This window comes from Anaerocolumna sp. (assembly GCF_032079385.1).
GTDB lineage: Bacteria > Bacillota > Clostridia > Lachnospirales > Lachnospiraceae > Anaerocolumna.
The window spans coordinates 294,396-313,845 of the sequence record NZ_DAMAUC010000001.1 but is presented as its reverse complement, the minus strand read 5'-3'; the positions used below and the strand labels follow the sequence as shown (position 1 = coordinate 313,845).

General features: G+C 38.3%; 9 protein-coding genes and 3 pseudogenes. 3 read left to right on the top strand and 9 right to left on the bottom strand.

The features are described from left to right. Positions 1-31: 31 nt before the first annotated feature. Positions 32-1,051 carry a phenylalanine--tRNA ligase subunit alpha gene (gene pheS, locus RT261_RS01280; protein WP_313128347.1) on the bottom strand — a complete coding sequence of 340 codons (1,020 nt, stop codon included), beginning with the start codon at positions 1,049-1,051 and terminating at the stop codon, positions 32-34. 514 nt (positions 1,052-1,565) lie between these two features. Further along, the gene (mltG, locus tag RT261_RS01275) at positions 1,566-2,885 is read right to left on the bottom strand and encodes an endolytic transglycosylase MltG (RefSeq protein ID WP_313128345.1); all 1,320 of its coding nucleotides are present in this window, start codon (positions 2,883-2,885) and stop codon (positions 1,566-1,568) included. Positions 2,886-3,099: 214 nt separating this feature from the next. Here mltG and RT261_RS01270 point away from each other — a divergent pair, with 214 nt between their 5' ends. Next, the gene (locus RT261_RS01270) at positions 3,100-4,089 is read left to right on the top strand and encodes a YihY/virulence factor BrkB family protein (RefSeq protein WP_313128342.1); all 990 of its coding nucleotides are present in this window, start codon (positions 3,100-3,102) and stop codon (positions 4,087-4,089) included. A 277-nt stretch (positions 4,090-4,366) separates the two neighbouring features. On the opposite strand, the gene abc-f is transcribed toward RT261_RS01270, so the two are convergent. Together abc-f and RT261_RS01260 are read right to left on the bottom strand one after the other, a co-directional pair. Then, the gene (gene abc-f / locus RT261_RS01265; RefSeq protein ID WP_313128340.1) at positions 4,367-5,875 is read right to left on the bottom strand and encodes a ribosomal protection-like ABC-F family protein; all 1,509 of its coding nucleotides are present in this window, start codon (positions 5,873-5,875) and stop codon (positions 4,367-4,369) included. A gap of 544 nt (positions 5,876-6,419) precedes the next feature. After that, positions 6,420-7,166, bottom strand: a pseudogene (locus tag RT261_RS01260) (1,3-beta-galactosyl-N-acetylhexosamine phosphorylase N-terminal domain-containing protein); the annotation flags it as partial. A 318-nt stretch (positions 7,167-7,484) separates the two neighbouring features. Here RT261_RS01260 and RT261_RS01255 point away from each other — a divergent pair. Then, positions 7,485-8,102: pseudogene (locus tag RT261_RS01255) on the top strand (IS1634 family transposase); the annotation flags it as partial. A 199-nt stretch (positions 8,103-8,301) separates the two neighbouring features. Here RT261_RS01255 and RT261_RS01250 read toward each other — a convergent pair. The 3 genes and pseudogenes from RT261_RS01250 to RT261_RS01240 form a co-directional block, all read right to left on the bottom strand. Beyond that, the gene (locus RT261_RS01250) at positions 8,302-8,787 is read right to left on the bottom strand and encodes a hypothetical protein (protein WP_313128335.1); all 486 of its coding nucleotides are present in this window, start codon (positions 8,785-8,787) and stop codon (positions 8,302-8,304) included. 822 nt (positions 8,788-9,609) lie between these two features. Further along, positions 9,610-9,777, bottom strand: a pseudogene (locus tag RT261_RS21080) (1,3-beta-galactosyl-N-acetylhexosamine phosphorylase N-terminal domain-containing protein); the annotation flags it as partial. A 136-nt stretch (positions 9,778-9,913) separates the two neighbouring features. Next, positions 9,914-10,825 (bottom strand): helix-turn-helix transcriptional regulator, encoded by a 912-nt coding sequence (locus RT261_RS01240; protein WP_313128329.1) that lies wholly within the window; start codon positions 10,823-10,825, stop codon positions 9,914-9,916. 185 nt (positions 10,826-11,010) lie between these two features. On the opposite strand from RT261_RS01240, the gene RT261_RS01235 reads away from it, so the two are divergent. Continuing rightward, positions 11,011-12,789, top strand: coding sequence for an FAD-dependent oxidoreductase (locus tag RT261_RS01235; protein WP_313128327.1), 1,779 nt, complete (start codon positions 11,011-11,013; stop codon positions 12,787-12,789). 118 nt (positions 12,790-12,907) lie between these two features. On the opposite strand, the gene RT261_RS01230 is transcribed toward RT261_RS01235, so the two are convergent. Continuing rightward, complete coding sequence (locus RT261_RS01230; RefSeq protein ID WP_313128325.1) at positions 12,908-14,764, bottom strand: beta-N-acetylhexosaminidase; 1,857 nt, start codon at positions 14,762-14,764, stop codon at positions 12,908-12,910. A gap of 212 nt (positions 14,765-14,976) precedes the next feature. Continuing rightward, positions 14,977-19,371: a carbohydrate binding domain-containing protein gene (locus tag RT261_RS01225; protein ID WP_313128323.1), complete on the bottom strand. Its 4,395-nt coding sequence runs from the start codon at positions 19,369-19,371 to the stop codon at positions 14,977-14,979. Positions 19,372-19,450 lie beyond the last annotated feature (79 nt).

Genomic DNA, 19,450 nt, shown 5'->3' with positions numbered 1-19,450 from the left:
TCATTTATTGAATCTTTGCTCAGAATACATTTTAGAATTGTTTTAAGAATCTGGTATCATTCTCATACAACAATCTCATATCATCAATCTCATATTTTAATAAAGCAATACGCTCTAACCCTACACCAAATGCAAAACCGGAGTATTCATCAGGGTCTATGCCGCTCATTCTTAATACATTGGGATGAACCATACCACAGCCTAAGATTTCGATCCAACCGGAGCCTTTACAGAAACGACAGCCTTTTCCGCCGCACTTAAAGCAGGTTACATCCACTTCTGCACTTGGTTCTGTGAATGGGAAATGGTGAGGTCTGAATTTTACTTTCGTATTTTCGCCAAATAATTGTTTTGCGAATTCTGCTAATGTTCCTTTTAAGTCTGCAAAGGTTATGTTCTTATCAATAACCAAGCCTTCAATCTGGTGGAAACTTGGTGAGTGAGTAGCATCTACTTCGTCAGAGCGGAATACTCTTCCCGGTGCAATCATACGAATAGGAAGTTTTCCTTTTTCCATTTCATGTACCTGTACCGGAGAAGTTTGTGTTCTTAGTAAAATATCACCGGTAATATAGAAAGTATCCTGTTCGTCCTTCGCCGGATGATTTGCAGGAATATTTAAAGCCTCGAAATTATAATAATCATACTCTATTTCAGGACCTTCCACTACTTCATATCCCATACCAACGAAGATTCTTTCCACTTCTTCTAATGCAATGGTATTTGGATGACGATGCCCCATCATGGGCTTTTTAGCCGGAAGCGTAACGTCGATGGTTTCCTTTGCAATTTGCTCTTCTCTTAGTTTCTTTTCAAAGGCAGTTCTTATAGCATCTAACTTTTCTTCCAAAGCAGTTCTTGCCTCATTTACCATTTGACCCACCATTGGTCTGTCTTCCGGAGCCACATCTTTCATGGATTTTAACACATTGGTAAGCTCACCTTTTTTTCCTAAATATGCAACTCTGATTTCATTTAATTTGTCAAGACTTTCAGAAGCTTCCATTTGTTTTAAAGCTTCGTCAATAATTGCTTTTAACTTTTCTTTCATGCTAACCTCGATTCTGGTGCCCTAGCACCTTTTTATAATACTTTGTACTTTTACAAATTGGGACAAAAAAACTCCGTCCCTCAAAACAGGGACGGAGCAATATCATTTATGATACAGAAGCAGGTACAATTTCCTGCATAATTTCCGCGGTACCACCCTAATTCCTATACATTATCGAATATGAATAAAATTCAATAATCTATAAGCACTTAAAGTTATGCGTAACGTGCACATACGTCATCTCCTACTAACTGATTCCAGTATTCAAAGATGCGGCTCCGGTGGGAAAATCAATATTTGTCTGAACTAAGGAAGCTTACAGCCGATGGCTTCCTCTCTCTGATAGAAAACAAATATCTTAGATGCAATACTTGTCACATTAAGCGTCTATTACGTGTAATGTTTTACGTACAATATCTATTATGCGCAATGCATATTGCGTGTAATGACTATTACATACACCTTCACAGCCTTTTCCATATATGAAAATATTCTAACACAATAAAATTCGTTGTCAAGGGGTTATTTCCGTTACATTTTCACCGGAAATATTTGCTTTGTGTTCTTCATAGTCTTTTGAAAAATGATATTCTTTCTTCTCGTCACTATAAAAATATAAATACTCAGTCTGAGCCGGATTAAGTGCCGCCTTTATTGCATTAATTCCCGGGTTGCATATGGGCCCTGATGGCAATGCTCCTGTTTTATAGGTATTGTAGTAGGCATTATATCGATTAACATCCCCATTAATGTTGGGTTTTACATAACGTTCTACATAATTAATAGTCGCATCTAATTGCAATTTCATTCCCTTTGACAAACGATTGTGAATTACAGAAGATATGTTACTCATAGTCTTTGAATCTACTGCTTCTTTCTCAATTAAAGAAGCAATGGTTAAAATCTCATCTACTGTGTAACCTAAACTTTCTGCTTTCAATCGTATATCATCCGTTATCTTACTTTCTGCATTTCTTAAGAATTTACCTATAACATCCTGCCCTTTGCTTAACCTGTAGAATTCATAGGTATCGGGATACAGATACCCTTCTAATAAAAAGCATCGGAATTCATTTTCCGGTATTGCCTTTACTAAAGGATAATAGCTAAAATCATAGTTATAAAGTGCTTCATAAAGTTTCTCAGTTGAATCACATACTCCTTTACTAACTAATAATTCAAATACCTGAGGAACTGCATACCCTTCCGGTATGGTAACTCTCACTGTTTTTGAAATATTATTCACGTCTGTTGCTTTTACTAACCCTGTCACTTCGTTATATGGATTATAAATTAAGAGTCCGCTATAAACAGAAGTATCATAACCGTTTTTTCTCATATCCGCTGTTTTGTAATATTTGCACCCTTGAGCTGAATTCATTACCCAGCGAAGTGTACTCATATGTACCATAACAGAAGAGCTCTTTTTGGAAATATACATTTTATAAACCATTTCCTTTTTTACCCCTTTGGATTTCTTTGAGGAATAATAAGTAAAATATGTACTATCTTTTTTAAATACTATTTTCTTTCCATTGCGTGCATTTGTTACCACAGCTTCTTTTGTTTTGGAATTGTATTTATAAGTAAGCCCCGGCATTAGTTTGGTCATTTTCCATAAAGGAACCATTACACTTCCATTGCCTGCGGTTTCCATTCCTGCATTTCCTTCTGTCCCATTTAAATCATAAAAAGTGTATTTACCATTCTCATTTGCAATCATTAATCCATATTTTTTTGAGGCAGCATCTGCTTGTATGTTGGGCAGAAATAATGCTGTAACAGTAATACATACTAATAATACCGCCATTAAAATTGTACTTCTTCTTTTCACTATAATACCCCCTTCTTTATATACATGAATTGATTTTTTGGAATAATGTAGTATTATTATAATATCCTATTTTTTAAGTATAGCATAAATGATTGGATATCGAAATAGAAAGTATTTGAAATAAATCAAATATGACTAAGCTTGTAACCATTCACATATAATACTATAATCACAATTTTTGTCTTCTTAGTAAGAAGAATTGGGAGGAATACTTATGACAATGATTATCATATCTTTTATTAAAATAATCCGGGCATTTGCAAGGAAAATCAGGGATGACTGTGTTTCAGCCTTTGCAGCACAGGCAGCTCTATTTGTAATTATATCTTTTTTCCCTTTCATTATGCTATTACTGACTATTTTACAGGATATTTTCAAAGAAAGCATTATGCTCGAAACATTAACAGGCGTATTTCCTTCTTCTTTGCATTCATTAATTATATCAATTATTACGGAAGTATATGCTAAAACTACAGGAACCATCGTATCCTTTGCAGCTATTACCGCCCTTTGGTCAGCTTCCAGGGGTGTGTTATCCATTGTCAAAGGATTAAATGCCGTATATTGCATTAAGGAGACAAGAAGCTATATACGATTACGGATTATTTCGGCTGTTTATACTTTTGTCTTTATCATTATGCTTGTGATTACACTGTCAATTTTAGTTTTTGGTAATCAGCTATTTTTATGGATTCAGGGCAAGATACCTGTTTTAAGTGAGCTGGCACTCTTTATTATCAGCATCCGGACTATTGTAGGTCTATGCTTGCTGACCTTATTTTTCCTATTATTGTACGTTGTAATTCCAAACCGCAAGACTCATGTATTTCAGGAACTTCCGGGAGCATTTATATCAGCAGTGGGCTGGATGGGCTTTTCCTATTTATTCTCTTATTATGTGGATAATATGGGAAACTACACCAATACTTATGGCAGTTTAACAGCCGTTGTCATTTTTATGCTTTGGTTTTATTTTTGTATGTATATTTTATTCATCGGCGCAGAAATTAATGTGGTACTTTATTCCGGGGATTTGGTGTACTTTATAAAGCAAATATTTATAAAGCAGAAAGCCATAAAAAAAGGCCTGGTAACTGCAGGTAATGAAGTAGAGATGCAAGAGCAGATGAATGTGAAAAGGGATAAAATAATAAGACAAACTATTATAGAAAATAAAGGGGATCATGATAAGAAAACAAAATAATAAATTTTCATAAATGCACATATTGCAAAATAAGAGCTGTAGCAATATAAATGTTTTATACCGGATATAGAGCAGTCTGATCTTCTATCCTCCGATATTCTACTTTATATTGCTACAGCTTCGTTATTTTGGCAGATAATGAACATCTTAAAGCATTAGATCCATCTTCTGCCCATCATTCAAAATGAACCTTCACACATTATATATCAATCAATAATCTGTGGAATCACAATTTTTTCATTAGCTAAAATCATCTATTCATATGACAGCAATAACCTCAATCTCCGATAGGAATTGTCCTGGTGGCCACTCTCTCACCAAACCATTCGTCATGTTCAACAAACATAATAGTAAGATTCAGTGCAAGGATTGCCTTTTCTAATTGCTCTCTAAAGTAGATATCCATATAGTTAAGCGGCTCATCCAGAAGAATCAGATGATTATCTACGGAAAGCGCTCTTGCTATTTCAATCTTTTTTAGCTCACCTTTGCTGAAAGTCTCTAAGGGACGTTGGAAAAGAGCATCCGGTAAATCAAAAAGCCAGCACAGTTTTTCAAAATTTTCTGAATTTATATCTGCTCTCTCTATAAGGTCTTTTAGATGTCCTTCCTTCCACAGAGGTTCCTGCAGGGCTTCTGTAATCTTAAGTTCTTCTGCCCGGAGTATTCCTCTAGCGGAGAGTTTTCCCATTATCAGTTTTAACAGAGTGGTCTTGCCCGCTCCATTACCGCCCCTTACCCAGATACGGTCACCTTGCTTTATCACAAAGGATAGTCCAAAGAACAGTTCCCTGTCTTCATAGGAATACATAATATTCTTTCCTTTCACAAGCCAGGCATCCTCTGTATTAAGCTGTTCAAATTCAAGTTTTTTCGCTGTTTCAAAGTTAAGGAGCAGCGATTTCTTTTCTTCTATTTTGTCCTTTATCTGCTGTTCCGAACGTTTTGCCTGGCCCATATAGGCCTTGGCACCGTTGGTTCTTGCATGACTGGCAAAAGCATATTTCTGAGTATTGGCTGTTCCTGCCCAGTTCCGGCTTTTCTCCGCATGGCGCTCCAGCTGTCTTACCTCTCTGTTTAATCTCTCACCTGTTCTTGCTTCAAACTCATCCTTCAAATCTTTATTCTGTTTCCATGTAGTAAAATTGCCCTGTTCCACAGTGATATCCGACTTATTGATTGCCAGGATATGATCTGCTACCTCATCTAAAAAATCCCTGTCATGGGATACTACCAAAAATCCCTTTTTTCGTTTTAGATATTCCGCTACATCCTTTTTTCCTTGAATGTCCAGATGATTGGTGGGCTCATCCAGTAAAAGATAGGTATCTTTTCGCAGGAATAGAGCAATCAGAAGCACTTTGGTCTTCTCTCCTTCCGACAGAAGTGAAAAATCCCGATTCAGCAGCTCGTCCCCCAGTTTCATACGGTACATCTCTTTCTTAATGCGGCTCTCCATGGAGAAGCCCTCCAGTTCCAGATATTCCCCAAGTGCTTCCAGATCTTCCAGGTTGTCCTCTAAGGTTCTTAAGCCTCCGATATTTTCTTTTATCACATCCATGGTAAGAGGATATTTTACTACCTTATTCTCATAGGGAAACAGTTCTGTATCTGTTTCCATACTAATTCTACCTTTATCCGGCACAAGCTCTCTATGAAGGAGTTTTAAAAAGGTGGTCTTTCCCCTTCCGTTCCTTCCAATCAGTCCAAGCCTCCAATCGGTATCCAGATTAAGTGTTATTTCTTCAAATATTGGTTCATAAAAAGTTTTATAACTAAAACTCATATCAGTTATTATAATTTGCGACATATTCTTTTTCCTTTCCTGACTGTATTCTTTGTCAGGATAGGCCCGGATAATGACGCCTTACGCCGAGCCTATTCTGACTCTAAAATAAAACGTAAACGAATCCACATAATATTTGATGCCTCCTTTCCATTTTCTTCTGTTTATGCGTAATAGCTCCAATTTATCCTTCTATAACCTGTTAACAGGCATAAAAATACCTACCTTTTATCAGATTACTATAAAACGGATACTATCCGCATAAAGTAACCCCAGTAAACCGCACCAAAATAGCGCCCTCTAAAAAGGGCCCTTTTCTAATAAAAATTAGCGCAATTTGCTGTTGTTAAAAAGTAGGTTAATTAACATATTCTTATTTCAACCTCTGCTTTCAGAAGATATCCTTACCATATCATAAAGTTCTTCCTAAGGCAACTGTTTTCCTTGTATTATTTTCCTTGTACGAATAAAACATGTTAAAAAGGTGTGAAGTAACAACGATTTAACCCCTCAGGGAAGTCCTAAAAGTCTATATTTCATACCAAATAATTTCATTGGCTAACTTTGCAACTTCCCGTCTTTGGAACGCCTGGAAGTCTTTGATTTCTTTGCTAGGGATACGATACTGATTGTTATAGTACCCCTGATCAATTATAAACTCCGGACGGAATTTATAGCCCACCTCTTTTTCAAACTGTTCCAAGATATAAGGTGATACCGATGAGGAGTATCCGTACCAGTCAACGTACTTTTCACGCATCATCTCATCAAAGATTAAGGTAAACTGATGGAAAAAGGTTGTGTAGCGGATTACGTCCACATAAGGATGTTCTTCAATAAACTTACGAAGGCGACCCATGGAATATTCCCTGGTCTTTGGCTGTCTTACATCAAAGGTTATCTGATGTTCTACATCTTTCCACTCATTGGTCACTGCATTATACATATGTACCGGATCCCAGATAAGGTATGCAAGAAAGCTGACTGTGTAATTGTGAAACAGACTGCAGTTTGTAATTATAACTTCACCTGTTTCCTTCTCATAGCTCCAGTCCTCTGTAGAAACCACCAGGCCTGTACTACGGTCGATAACTTCCCACCACCGTGCTTTATCATCATAATCATTTACCTTCATTAGGTCAGTTGCTATCCCCTTCAGTAAAGGAATACGCAGACCTTTTTCTGCCGCTGTATAAAAGGGTGTCATAATGTAGCATTGCTGTACTTCTTTCGGATGTGCTTTTGCCCATTCGTTATCCTTACGGGTTGTGTAATAGGTTTTGGAGACCCTTTATATAAAACTACAAACACCTTATAGAATGAGCATTACAAGTATAATAAAATTTATTGAACCTAATTTTGAACCTAATTTAATGAGATATATGTTTTAGCCTAAATATAAATTCTCACTAAAATAATTACATAAGAATTGAAATATACAAACGTTTAAGTTTTTATTTAATTATTTTATTATTTACACAGAACAAATATTCTGATATAATTTGGTATCGGTAGGAATAATTTGTAATGAATAAAAATCTTAAATTTTCGGATAAAGAAACAGAACTATTTTTTGAAATGATAAGCGAATGGGTAGATATTCAATTTTATGATAATTCCGAAATATCATTTAAGCATCTATACGATCTATGGTTATTATTGTACAGAAGAGAATATAAAAAGAATTGTCCATATAAGATTAAACCATTTGAAATTTTATTATATATTAAGTAAAAAAAGGGATGTGGAAAGTAATGCTTATTCCAGACTTCTTTATCCTGCATCTAAGAAGTCCTCTTTTGAAAATCGCAATCGTTTCTTTGAAAAAACTGATTACTCCCTGGATGATGTCTACCGGTTCCTTACTCTTTTAAATAAGCACAAAGAAAGTTTACAGCTATGGCTGAATGATAAGATAAAAGAGATTTACACAAGGGATACAAGCCTAATTTATTACGATGTCACCAACTACTATTTCGAAACAGATAAGACAGATGACTTCAAAGCAAAAGGCCTTTCAAAAGAACATCGTCCAAATCCAATCGTTCAGATGGGATTATTTATGGATAACAATGGAATCCCCATCACTTATGAACTATTTTCAGGAAATACGAATGACTGTCTGACTTACCGACCAAATTTCTCCAGAATCAAGAAGAACTTTAATCTTGGACGTGTAATTACAGTAGCTGATAAACTTTTCACTTCGAATTTTGATAGTTGGTACTTAAATTCTTTTTCTTTAGCAAAAGCGTTATGAGTAGGACTTAAGAAGATTGTACAGAACGCTAACAACAGGCTCAGAACTCTACATAGATTTTTTTCATTGGAAATCCTCCTTTGTAATCATATGCACCGTTAACATTTACCATGGTATTAAACATCATGGATTTATTTTACATTATTCACCATAACTTGTCAACGATTTATTCAAATTTTATTATTTTTTTTAAATTTATTATTTCTTCCTTATTTTCGTCATTTTCCATATATGATATTGAAATATTTTCTGAATGAAAAATATTTGCAATTTCGTCTTTGGATAGATTACGAGTAAACAAAATAAAGTTTGATTCATAATAAGCATAATTTTCACTTATATTATCAATTGTAGTGTCTTTTCCAAACCAATAACGTTTTACATTATCATAAGAGTTTACTACTTTCTTAAATATAGGAATACTTATAGTTCTCTCTGATATTTTATCATTATGATTCATGTCAAAAATAAAAATTACCTTTTTAAAATCAGATTTTGCTACATTTTTAGTTCCTATGCTTGAAAAATCCTCGTCTGATAAATTTGACACAACAAGGCTTGCATTAATTGTTAAATTTTCATTTTTTTTGCAAGAAACTAACGCTAAAAGAGTTATAAAAACCAAAAAAAATATTTTAAATTTTTCTTTCATATTATTACCTTTCTATTAATTATAGTCATTAATAGTGTCTGCTGATTATACAGCTTCCGATTTTAAATTAGCAGTTTTGAATGGGTGTCACATGTTGAATATCAGTACTTTATCCTTACGATGGATTTAGGCGTTACCAGTATCCTCTTTACATTATATTATTGCATAGATTCACTTCGTGTGCGGGTAGTTGTAGAAATTAATATATATTTTTGTAGAAATTAGCACTTCCACCTAAATCATAAGAATATAGAAGGAAAATCTTTTTTTTGTAACAAGTTAATAAATTTATTTATATATCATCTATAATAAAATCTTTTATTTTATAAATCTTTTTAAGAACATCAATTGTTTATTCAATTTCTTTTTCATAATTCTCATTATTAAGAACATATATATTTGGAAAATTGGAGAGATAACTACAAATCCTATGTTAGACGTAGAATTACCCAAAGAAGAAAATTGTGCAGTACCTACAAAAGATATGGATGAAATTATTTTATCATAAGAAGAAATGAAAAAGCTTTTACTTGTAGCACAAAAATATGAAATGAAAACAGTAACTAATCTAGAAACACAACTTTAATATTTTACAAAGTCATTAAATTTAAACCTAATTTCCTGAACCTAATTTTGAACCTAGTTTATCTGACATGAACCAATATGAGATGATATTAAACGATATAATTTGAATGTAAATGCTAACATTAATTGAAAATATAAAATCGTCTCAAACCATTGAAAACACTGATAAAACAACAAAAAAGACGCCACTAAAAAGTAACGTCTTTCAACAGGGGATGAGAGAATCGAACTCCCACTAAAGGTTTTGTACACCTTTGCCTGAACACACTTCAATTCCTCCGGATAATCCGTGCCATCACAATCACGAATGGCATCTGCTCCCCATTTATTCAATAGCTCTATTGTTTCCGGAACCACATCTGTGTCCGTTGGTATTGTAACTCTTCCGGTTAATTTTGTATTCATTGTCATATTTACCACCATTCTTTATTATAGTTATTTTGTATGATACGATTACTTGAATGTAATTCTTAAATTTGATTATTTATTTTGTTATTTATTTGGGTTATTTATTTGGGTTATTTATTTGGTTATTATTTGGCTACTTATTTATTGAGATTATTCGATTACCAGCCTCCCTGAACTTAGTGGGAGATAGCTTCTTTCGATTTGAAAATACCGTTGAGAAGTAATTCGCATCTATATAACCTACACGAGCTGCTACCTGCCAGACAGGCAACCCAGTTTCCGTCAACAGCATACAAGCTTTGTCTATTCGTAGTTCCTCCAGATATTCACCAATCGTCATTCCGCAAATTTCCCGGAACAGGTGTTGGATATGGGATTCTGAACAATTACAAAATCCTGCAACATCTGCAATTCGAATGGGTTTTGGGTACTTCATGTTAAGATATTCCAACGCTCGCTGACAGAGAAGCGTCTTTTCAATACTGCTTCCACTCAGAGGAGCTTCCGTTATTGGAAGACTGTCCGCAAAAGAGGAAAATAAAAGTGCCAGGGTGCCAAGGGCTGCCTGCAGCTCCTGAGAGGGATTCCTGTTCTCAGGAAAACTTGAGTCATAAATCTCCCGCAGATCTGTTTCCTTAAAGCCGTATTGTCTGGTAAGCCCTTGCAGCCGCCTATGCAACAGATGTTCCTCCGGCCGAAAGCCTCCCGCACTTATATATCCAATAATTGTTCCCTCACGTCGGATCGGCATTACAAGTTCCATCACACCACAATGACACATGCCGCAGATCTGCCCTTTTTCTTCTAAAGTTTTTAAGAGCTGCTGCTTTGCAAAAACACAATGCTGCATCAAGGTGTGGTTTGATTTCACATAGAGACAATAGGGACTGTTATGTACAATGTACCCCACAAGAAAGCGTTGCAAAACACTATTGCCTGCACCATATTCCCATGGTCCCCCCACATGGAGCTCCACACCATATTGCCTGGAAATACTCTCCATAAACCTGCGTAGTATAACGCAATCCATATCTGTCAGCCGCATACTCTCATGCCTCCTTTCCATTGCAGAATTTTAAAGATGCCTTGCAGGATATCTCATTGTTGTACTGTAATTTTTAAATATAATTATTGTATATATGTGATTTGCATTTTGGGAAAGCTTTAAAATCCTGCAAGTCAGTAGTATAAGTAAAATTTATGTTAATCTTAAAAGGGAGGAAAACTAATATGAAAATCTTTGATACAGTTCACCATAAGGTCGAACTCTGTGTTGTGGGCGGTGGGCTGGCCGGACTATGCGCTGCAGTTTCAGCTGCCCGCCATGGTCGTAGTGTTGCTTTAATTCAGGATCGTCCCATGCTCGGTGGCAATGCCTCATCCGAGGTACGTATGTGGGTAGGCGGAGCCCATGGTAAGAATATGCGGGAAACAGGACTCATAGAAGAATTGCGGCTTGAGAATTACTGGCGCAACCCTCACAAAAACTATTCCATCTGGGATAGCATTATGCTTGAAATGGCACAGAAGGAACCAAACCTTTCTCTATTCCTCAACTGTTCCTGCATGGATGGCGAAATGGAGGGGAACCGTCTGAAATCAATCACCTGTTGGCAGCTTACCACGCAAAAATTCCACAAGTTCGAAGCACAATTATTTGCTGATTGCTCCGGTGACAGTGTACTGGCCCCAATCACAGGTGCATTATACCGCATGGGCAGAGAAGGGCGGGAGGAATATGGTGAGGATATTGCACCGGAACAGGCGGATTCACACACAATGGGTATGAGCCTGCTCATTCAGGCAAGGGAATATACAGAAGAACACCGTTTTACTGCACCTTCCTGGGCCAAACACTTTACAAAAAACGATCTGCCATTTAGAATTCCCGACATGACCAACGACAGGGAGAACTTTTGGTACCTTGAACTTGGGGGAATGCAGAACACTATCGGCGATACCGAGAATATCCGTGATGAGCTGCTTCGTGTTGCCTACGGCATCTGGGACTTTGTAAAAAATGATCCGGAGAATTATGAAAAAAATAAAAATTATGATATTGACTGGATCGGTATTCTGCCCGGTAAAAGGGAATCTCGCCGCTACATTGGTGATTATGTGATGACCCAGCATGATGTACGTGCAGAAGGCCGCTTTGATGATTTAATCGCCTATGGCGGCTGGTCCATGGATGACCATCATCCCTGCGGACTGTACACCTCCGAAGAGCCCACAACATACCATCCCGCCCCTTCTCCCTATGGTATTCCCTACCGCTGCCTTTATTCAAAGAATATCGAAAACCTTATGTTCGCCGGACGCAACATCAGCGTCACACATACAGCCCTCAGTTCGGCACGCGTTATGGCAACCTGCTCCCTTTTAGGACAGGCCATGGGAACTGCCGCGGCATTTGCTTTACAGGAGAATATCACCCCCCGGGAAATTTATACAAAGGGATATATCCATGAACTTCAGCAAGCACTCATGAAAGACGACTGTTACCTGCCCTTTTATACCCGGCGGATATCAGAATTAACTGCCGGTTCGGCTCTGCTTTCCGATATGAAAAATGCTGAAAACCTACGCAACGGCATTGACCGGGCAGTTGGGGATACTTCCAACTATGCCTCCGGTACAATTGGGTGCTATGCTGAATACCAATTGAATACCCCTTCCTATGTACAGAGTATACGACTGGTCCTTGACAGTGACTTAAACCTCAATACACTTCCACAGCGGGAACATGATCTTGGTGACAATATCTTCATGCTAGCCAATATCCGGTTTGGCTGGGAGCCGTCCCATCCGCCAAAAACTCTACTGCGTGATTTGGACATCCGATACACCCTTTCTGACGGCACTGTAATTACAGAATCAGTCAGAGAAAATCATCAGCGTCTTTTACGTGTACCTTGCAATAAAGAGGTAAAAGCCATACGCCTTGTTCCACTGCGTACCTGGGGCAGCCAGAATGTATCAATATATGCATTCGATATAGAAGAATGATGACCGCATCATAATTAAGAGGAGGCTAATCATGGATTTGATTAGTCTCCTTCTATTATATTTTCCTTTACAGTGCTTTTTACTTTCCTCCCACTACTTGTTTTTCAATATGGAATCCTTATCCTTCCATGTCAAAAACACCTGCGGATATAGTCCTGCCGAAGAAGTGACATAATAGTATCTCCTCCCCTTCATTTGACCACCAATCTTTAAACATTAAACGCTCACAATCTAATTCCGGCAAGTTTCTTTCATTTCCTGAAATATATTCACTTAAACGAAATTCCGTTGTATCAATATTACTCAGTATAGTTCCATACCTGGAATCCAGAACCTCCCAGCCAAAGGGCTTATAAGTTTCAAACCATTGCTGCCGATGAATAAGGCGCAGCTCCTTCACCGCTTCTGTAAGCTGAGACAACTGCGGTAAAATACTTCTTAAACCTGCTATGTCATTGCCTTTGTAAGCCTCCCCTATTCTAATACCCAGATTCCACTTTTGTTTTAACACATATGCCAGTTTTTCCAGGAACTGAAACAATATGCCCTCATGTTTTGACATTTCCTGCTCCAAATCATTATAATATTGGGTTAAATCCATATTAAGCTTTTGTAGATTCACATCAAATAAACCTTTTAAAATATCCTGATACAAAATACACCTGGCTGCATTAGAAAAGGCTGTTCTTGTGGATTCCTTACTATCATCAAGTACGCTAAACCGCGAAATCCGGTAAAAGGCATCATAGGAATAACCTGTGCACTCCAGGAACCGCTGACAAAGAACATTCCTATCCACCTGCTTATTATAACCATGCTCTGCATAAAATTGTAAACCCAAAAGGCTGTAGAACATATTAACTTCAGCGCCGGTATCTCCCCACCAGGTAACAAAAACATCCTTTACACCTTCCTGCTTGCAAGCCATAAGTGCTGTTTCTGACGCATCCAGGGTCATGATATAGTTAACGGCCACATTGGACCATCCCCATATTCCGCCTGCAAATATCACATTATCGGATAGCTTTTTATTCTCTTGGATATTGGCAAGGTGAGTCTCCATACTATAGGCTCTGTAACTCCAATAAACAAGGCCTATATTCCTGTCAACTTCAAAATCAAGGGATTCTTCCCCGGAACGGGCATTGTTGGTAAGCATATCGCTCCATATCATTGGTTTCATATTATACTTTTCAGCGATGGACATTACACGTTTCATATGCATGTTCATAAGCTTTTTGTGGGTTGTATAGCCATACTTTTTGAGATATTCCCCAAGTCCCAGATTCATTGCTTCATCCATTCCCAGATGAATTCTTTTTGTAGTAAACGTGCTTGCACAGTGGCTGATCAGCTTCTCTATAAAATCGTAAGTGTCTTCACTGCCCACCATCAATGTATCCTTGGTATCTTTAAGAGGCTCCAGCTCCTGCCATTTAAGTGCCTGAATCAAATGAGCTAAGGTTTGTATGCATGGAACTACCTCAATGCCAAAGGCCTGGCCATATCTGTCTATTTCTATTAATTCTTCTCTGGTATATGCCCCCCGCATATATCCGAAATAATCTAAACCCTCCACCTTATAGGTATCCTCAGTATAAAGCATAAAAGTATCAAGACCCATTAAAGCCATATACCGTATTATTTTTTTTGCCGATTCTACTGTTAGAACTGCATTTCTGGAGCAGTCAAACATAGCGCCATTGCTATTGAATAAAGAGGTTTGGGTAATCTCCCATTCCTGCTTCCTTTTCACAGCGGGCACAAGCATGGACAACGCTCTGAACAGCTCTACTTTTTTCTCGTATGTTATGTTTCCTTGTCCATTTTTAAAGCTTGCCCGAAAGCCAGTTCCTGTATAATCTATAGTGACAGGAATGCCTTTTTCCGTTAACTCAAATCCTAATTGTCCACTTACTTCGCTGATAGGATATAACAATTGTTTATTACAAATTAAATTCAGTGCAACAGTCATAAGTGTGCTCCTTTTCTTAAACTAGTTTTTTGGGGATATCTTCCGCCCTAACATGGCGAACCAGAAAATTATTTTTTGCTGATATAGCGCAGCAATTCCAGCAGCTGCAAATCCTGACGGTCCAGAACAAACAACCGCTATTTCTTCAGTTTCCGTTGTTCCTGCTTCATTACTCAGCTTTACACAATATAGTAGATCCCCCGGCTATCGATTCAGTCTTTCAGTTTTGCAATCTGTGAACTATGAATTACTGTTTCAGCAACGTTATTCCAATTGTTCGCATTACTGCCATGTCCGAATATTCTTACATATCTTGCTCTCTTCATCTCAGGAAAATCATATTTTACAAGATCGGAGGTATCTCCCAATGTCTGTACTCCTGACAGTACCGCTTCCCAATTCTTTCCGTCCTCTGATATGAGAACATCAAATAAATACTTTCTTTCATTGCCCTTAAAGAATGCAACGGATATAGCCTCCACCTCTTGCTCCTCACCTATGTAATACTGTATCCACTGATCTCCTTCCGCAGCCCATCTGGTTACCAGATCACCGTCCATGGAATTCTCAGGCCAGTTACCCTCCTGAGCAGCACTTGCTATGATATCTTTATCTTTTTCTTTCAGCAACAGCTGGATATAATAGCTATTCTTCCTGCTTGCATCTGATTTCAAGGTTAGTGTTATCTTAGCAATACCGGGGAGAGCCTCCGGAAGCTCTATATCAACATTTATATCAGAATTGCTTATAATTGCCTCGACCTCCGGTACTGATACGGTTTCATACGGTAATGTTATCTCATAGCTTCTGCTGAATTTATGGAAATTCTGCAGTTCCGTACCCGCTACTGACAGACCCTCTGCAAATAAGTTATTTTCCTCTTTCACATTCCATCCATCTAAGTCCACTATCTCCGGTTTATCTGACGGTATTTCGTCAATGTTCGTAAGAGGAACCATTCTTACGGCAAATTTTACGTTCAAGACGTTTTCCAGATGAACGGCCAGCTTTTTTATTCCCGGGTTGGGCTGTTGAACCGCTTCCGGTGAAGTTGGAAGTGAAATGGCATCCATCACGGTAAAGCTTCCTTCTTCACCAAGTATCTGAATATAAAGTCGTTTGCCATTCTTACTGAGTATGGCTGATTTTCCATCCGAACTTATCTCTATCCCTGAATCGGTATGCATAAACCACCAATAATCAGAAGGTTCTTTGTTACTAATCTCATCCTGTACTAATAGTTCTGTTTTGCTGTTTGTAAGAGACAACCCTCTCTTTGCAGAGAACGCATCCTTATTATAGGTTTCCGTTAAGTCCACAATGGACATTGCCGCTGTCTCATCTGAATTTACTTCAAACCTTTCAATCTTAGCCCTTGCAAATACATTCTGATCCGGATAATTTCCCGGATTTATTACGAAGGTATTATGTCCCTCTGCTCTCTTCCTGTAATAAGTCCATCTTCCTCCTGATTCTGAATAGTCCCAGTACTTAGGAGCATTGTAGTTATCTGCTCCCAAATCCACGGCCCATCTTACTCCGTAAGCATCATATACAAAGGAGCCCTGATCCAGATCTCCATGGGTAAATTGATTATAACCGCCTTTAAATCCCAAAAAGTTTCCATTACTATTATTCCACCCGCTTCGCATAATTCCGACTTCGGCATTGCTAAACTTTGTATCCAGCTTCAGTGGTGCTTCCCCTGTAGTATATTCTTCTGTTCCCGGATACCATATCATGCTCAAGGGATCTCCATCTACCGCTGCCACCCTATGAGCCCAATAATAGGAAGGGTTATTAAACCTTGTTCCAAACCAGAGCCAGATTGGTGATTTTGCTGTATCTGTTCCTGAGTCGGCAAAGTTATAGCTTCCCTTTGCTCCGATATTGTATATGGGGAAATCTGTGGTTATATCTATGCCCGGCAGATTGGATAGCCCATAATCCGTTCCAAGTGCCTGAAGCATGGACGACAGCATATACACTGTATACCCTGTTCCATAGTTCCAATACCCCGGTCCTTCATACCATGCACCGTCAGGTTTGTACTCCTTAAGCATATAAGGCAGGCCTTTGACTGCATTTTCAAGGACAGTTGCAGCAATGCTTTCTATCTCAGGATCCCTATCCCCTTCATCTCCAACAGCCAATGCTCCTACCGCAAGTCCTCCATTACATACGGCATTCCAGTTGTTTTGCGTTCTTGTCCAGGATTCCCCTTTGCTATATGCATTAACTCCAGGTAATAGTCCCTTTTCCTTAATTGCACTTACAATAAAGCTCTTTTGTTCGGGACTCCAGTAATCATACAGCCAGTCATAAGCTATACCAAAAGCATTGGTCATCTCAGCTGTGTCAAGAAAATGTTGTGAGGCATTCCAGTCCTTAAAATTTCCTGCCTTATCCAATTCCATCCATAGTCTCTCCGCATATTTGCTGTCCTCTGTCATAAGATAAGTCATTGCTAAGATTTTTGTTCTGTTTAGTACCTCTGTACTTGCCGCCAGCCTAAGTCCGTCCGGAAGTTCATATTCCTTAGGAGGTTTAATGAGTAGTGTATCAGCCGCAAGCTTTACATTGTTAAACCATTTCGTGATATATTCATCGTTATTTTCCAGCCAGTTCTTCAGGTTATCAAAGGCCTCTTTTCCGGTATATATTCTCGGATGCTCTTTCTCCTCACTTGTTTCCTTCAGTGCAGCTATAATTTTTTCTCCTTTGGGTACCACAAACAGATTGACCCTGTAAAGTGATATTCCGCCTTTATTGTCACTTGCAGTGATTTCAAAATAGTCCTCACCGGTGCTGTCAGGATTCGCTGTATATGTATAATTTCCTGTCGGAGTCAAATCTGTTGTTCCCTTTAAAGGCTGGGTTCCCATAGCATAGGTGATACTATCCATATCCACATCCGTTGCTGTAATTTTACCTGTTGTATAAGCCCCCTGTACAACTCCTGCTGTTATTTCTCCGGAAGACGGTGCATCATTTACCGGATTGATATTAATGGTGACACTTGAAGTTGCTATACTTCCCTGTCCATTTTCTATTAATATGATAAAGCTATCTGTACCGCTATAGTCCTTTATGGGTGTATAGGTCCAGCTGCCGTCATCTTTTAGCTGAAGTAATCCGTTAGAAGGATTGGTCAGTCTGGTGTAGGTAAGAGGATGATTCGTATCATCGACAGCTTCAATTACTCCCCTTACGGGTATATCTTCGTCTGTTGATACCGTATAGTTAGTCGTAGTAATATCGCTTTCCTGTCCATTTACAATAACAATACAGGATGCTTTTACATTACCATCAACGGCAGCCGTAATGATAGCCACCCCTGTTCCAAGACCTTCCACTACGCCATCTGCAACCATAGCAACATCCGTATTTGAACTATACCAGATAAGGTTTTTCTCCGTTGCGTTGGAAGGGGTAATGTCCGCATTTAGTATTAATATTTCTCCAATCCCTATATAGGCTTCCGATTTGTCCAGGCTCACTCCGGTTGCAGGAATTACTTCCTTAAATTCTATACTGTCATACCACGCTATACCTGTCCCAAAATCATAATAATTTTCAATCTGGCATTTAACTGCTTTCTCAGAAGCTTGAATCACCTTTTCAACCCGGGTCCAATCCTTTGTGCCGGATAAGCTGTCGGTATATATCAATTGTACCTGAGAATTGCTGCTGTCATATAACTGGATTCGTGTACTGGCGCCCTTTGATATATCCTCTGTCTTTATCCATTGACTCAGCTTATAATACTTGCCAGGTTCCACAGGAATATTACGCTGTCCCACTGTAGTTCTTGCACTCTCACCTGTGGAACTAATTCTCAGGGATTTTGCCCCTTCTTTATATACCGTACTGTCAACGGTTGTCTCTGATATGCCCTGCGCATTCCATACATTCCATTCAGCTGCCTGATAATCACTCCAGCCATTTGCAGACCCGGCAGTTACCAGCTCATATCCTCCGTTTGTCAACAGATTATTCGTTTCCTCAAGGACCAATCCGTCAAACCATGCAGTTCCCGTATTATTAAGAAAATAGTTATAGATATTGCATCCATTTGCACCAGCAACGACTGTAAAGGTCTTCTCTACATACGTCCACTCATTGGTTCCTGTCAGCTTTCCAAAATCAATAAGGGAACCTGATATTTCTTTTCCCCCGGAAGTAAAGTAAATTCTGTAGTATACCGTGTTCGTTATATCCTCGGTTTTAATCCAACCGCTTAATTTGTAGGTTTTACCTCCGGTCACCGGTACTCCATATTGTATCACCGGCCATTTTCCTGTCGGGTCTGAGCTGGAAATTTTTAAGGCTTTACTGCCCTCATGGTATGTTGTACTGTCCATGGTTACCGTACAGGTACCCTGTGCCTTCCACACTTTCCATCCGCTTGCCTGCCAGTCTGTCCAGCCATTTGCTGACCCACTCACTGCCGTTTCAAAGCTTCCGTTGTTAATAAGGTTGGTTGAAGTCTGAGCTGAATCAGCTAAAGCATGGATTGAAAAAGGTAGAGCTCCAGAAAACAAATTAATAATTAACGTACAAATTAATAATACTGACAACCGGATTTTAACATTTCTATTATCCATAAAAAACCTCCTTTGAAATACTTCCATACCTGTATAAGTTAATATACAGGTTGTTGTTTGATATATTTGACTGTTACTC

Excerpts from the sequence above, each read along its gene's own strand:
- pheS (WP_313128347.1), bottom strand. The coding sequence starts at position 1,051 with ATGAAAGAAAAGTTAAAAGCAATTATTGACGAAGCTTTAAAACAAATG.
- RT261_RS01270 (WP_313128342.1), top strand. The coding sequence starts at position 3,100 with ATGACAATGATTATCATATCTTTTATTAAAATAATCCGGGCATTTGCA.
- abc-f (WP_313128340.1), bottom strand. The coding sequence starts at position 5,875 with ATGAGTTTTAGTTATAAAACTTTTTATGAACCAATATTTGAAGAAATA.
- RT261_RS01250 (WP_313128335.1), bottom strand. The coding sequence starts at position 8,787 with ATGAAAGAAAAATTTAAAATATTTTTTTTGGTTTTTATAACTCTTTTA.
- RT261_RS01240 (WP_313128329.1), bottom strand. The coding sequence starts at position 10,825 with ATGCGGCTGACAGATATGGATTGCGTTATACTACGCAGGTTTATGGAG.
- RT261_RS01235 (WP_313128327.1), top strand. The coding sequence starts at position 11,011 with ATGAAAATCTTTGATACAGTTCACCATAAGGTCGAACTCTGTGTTGTG.
- RT261_RS01230 (WP_313128325.1), bottom strand. The coding sequence starts at position 14,764 with ATGACTGTTGCACTGAATTTAATTTGTAATAAACAATTGTTATATCCT.
- RT261_RS01225 (WP_313128323.1), bottom strand. The coding sequence starts at position 19,371 with ATGGATAATAGAAATGTTAAAATCCGGTTGTCAGTATTATTAATTTGT.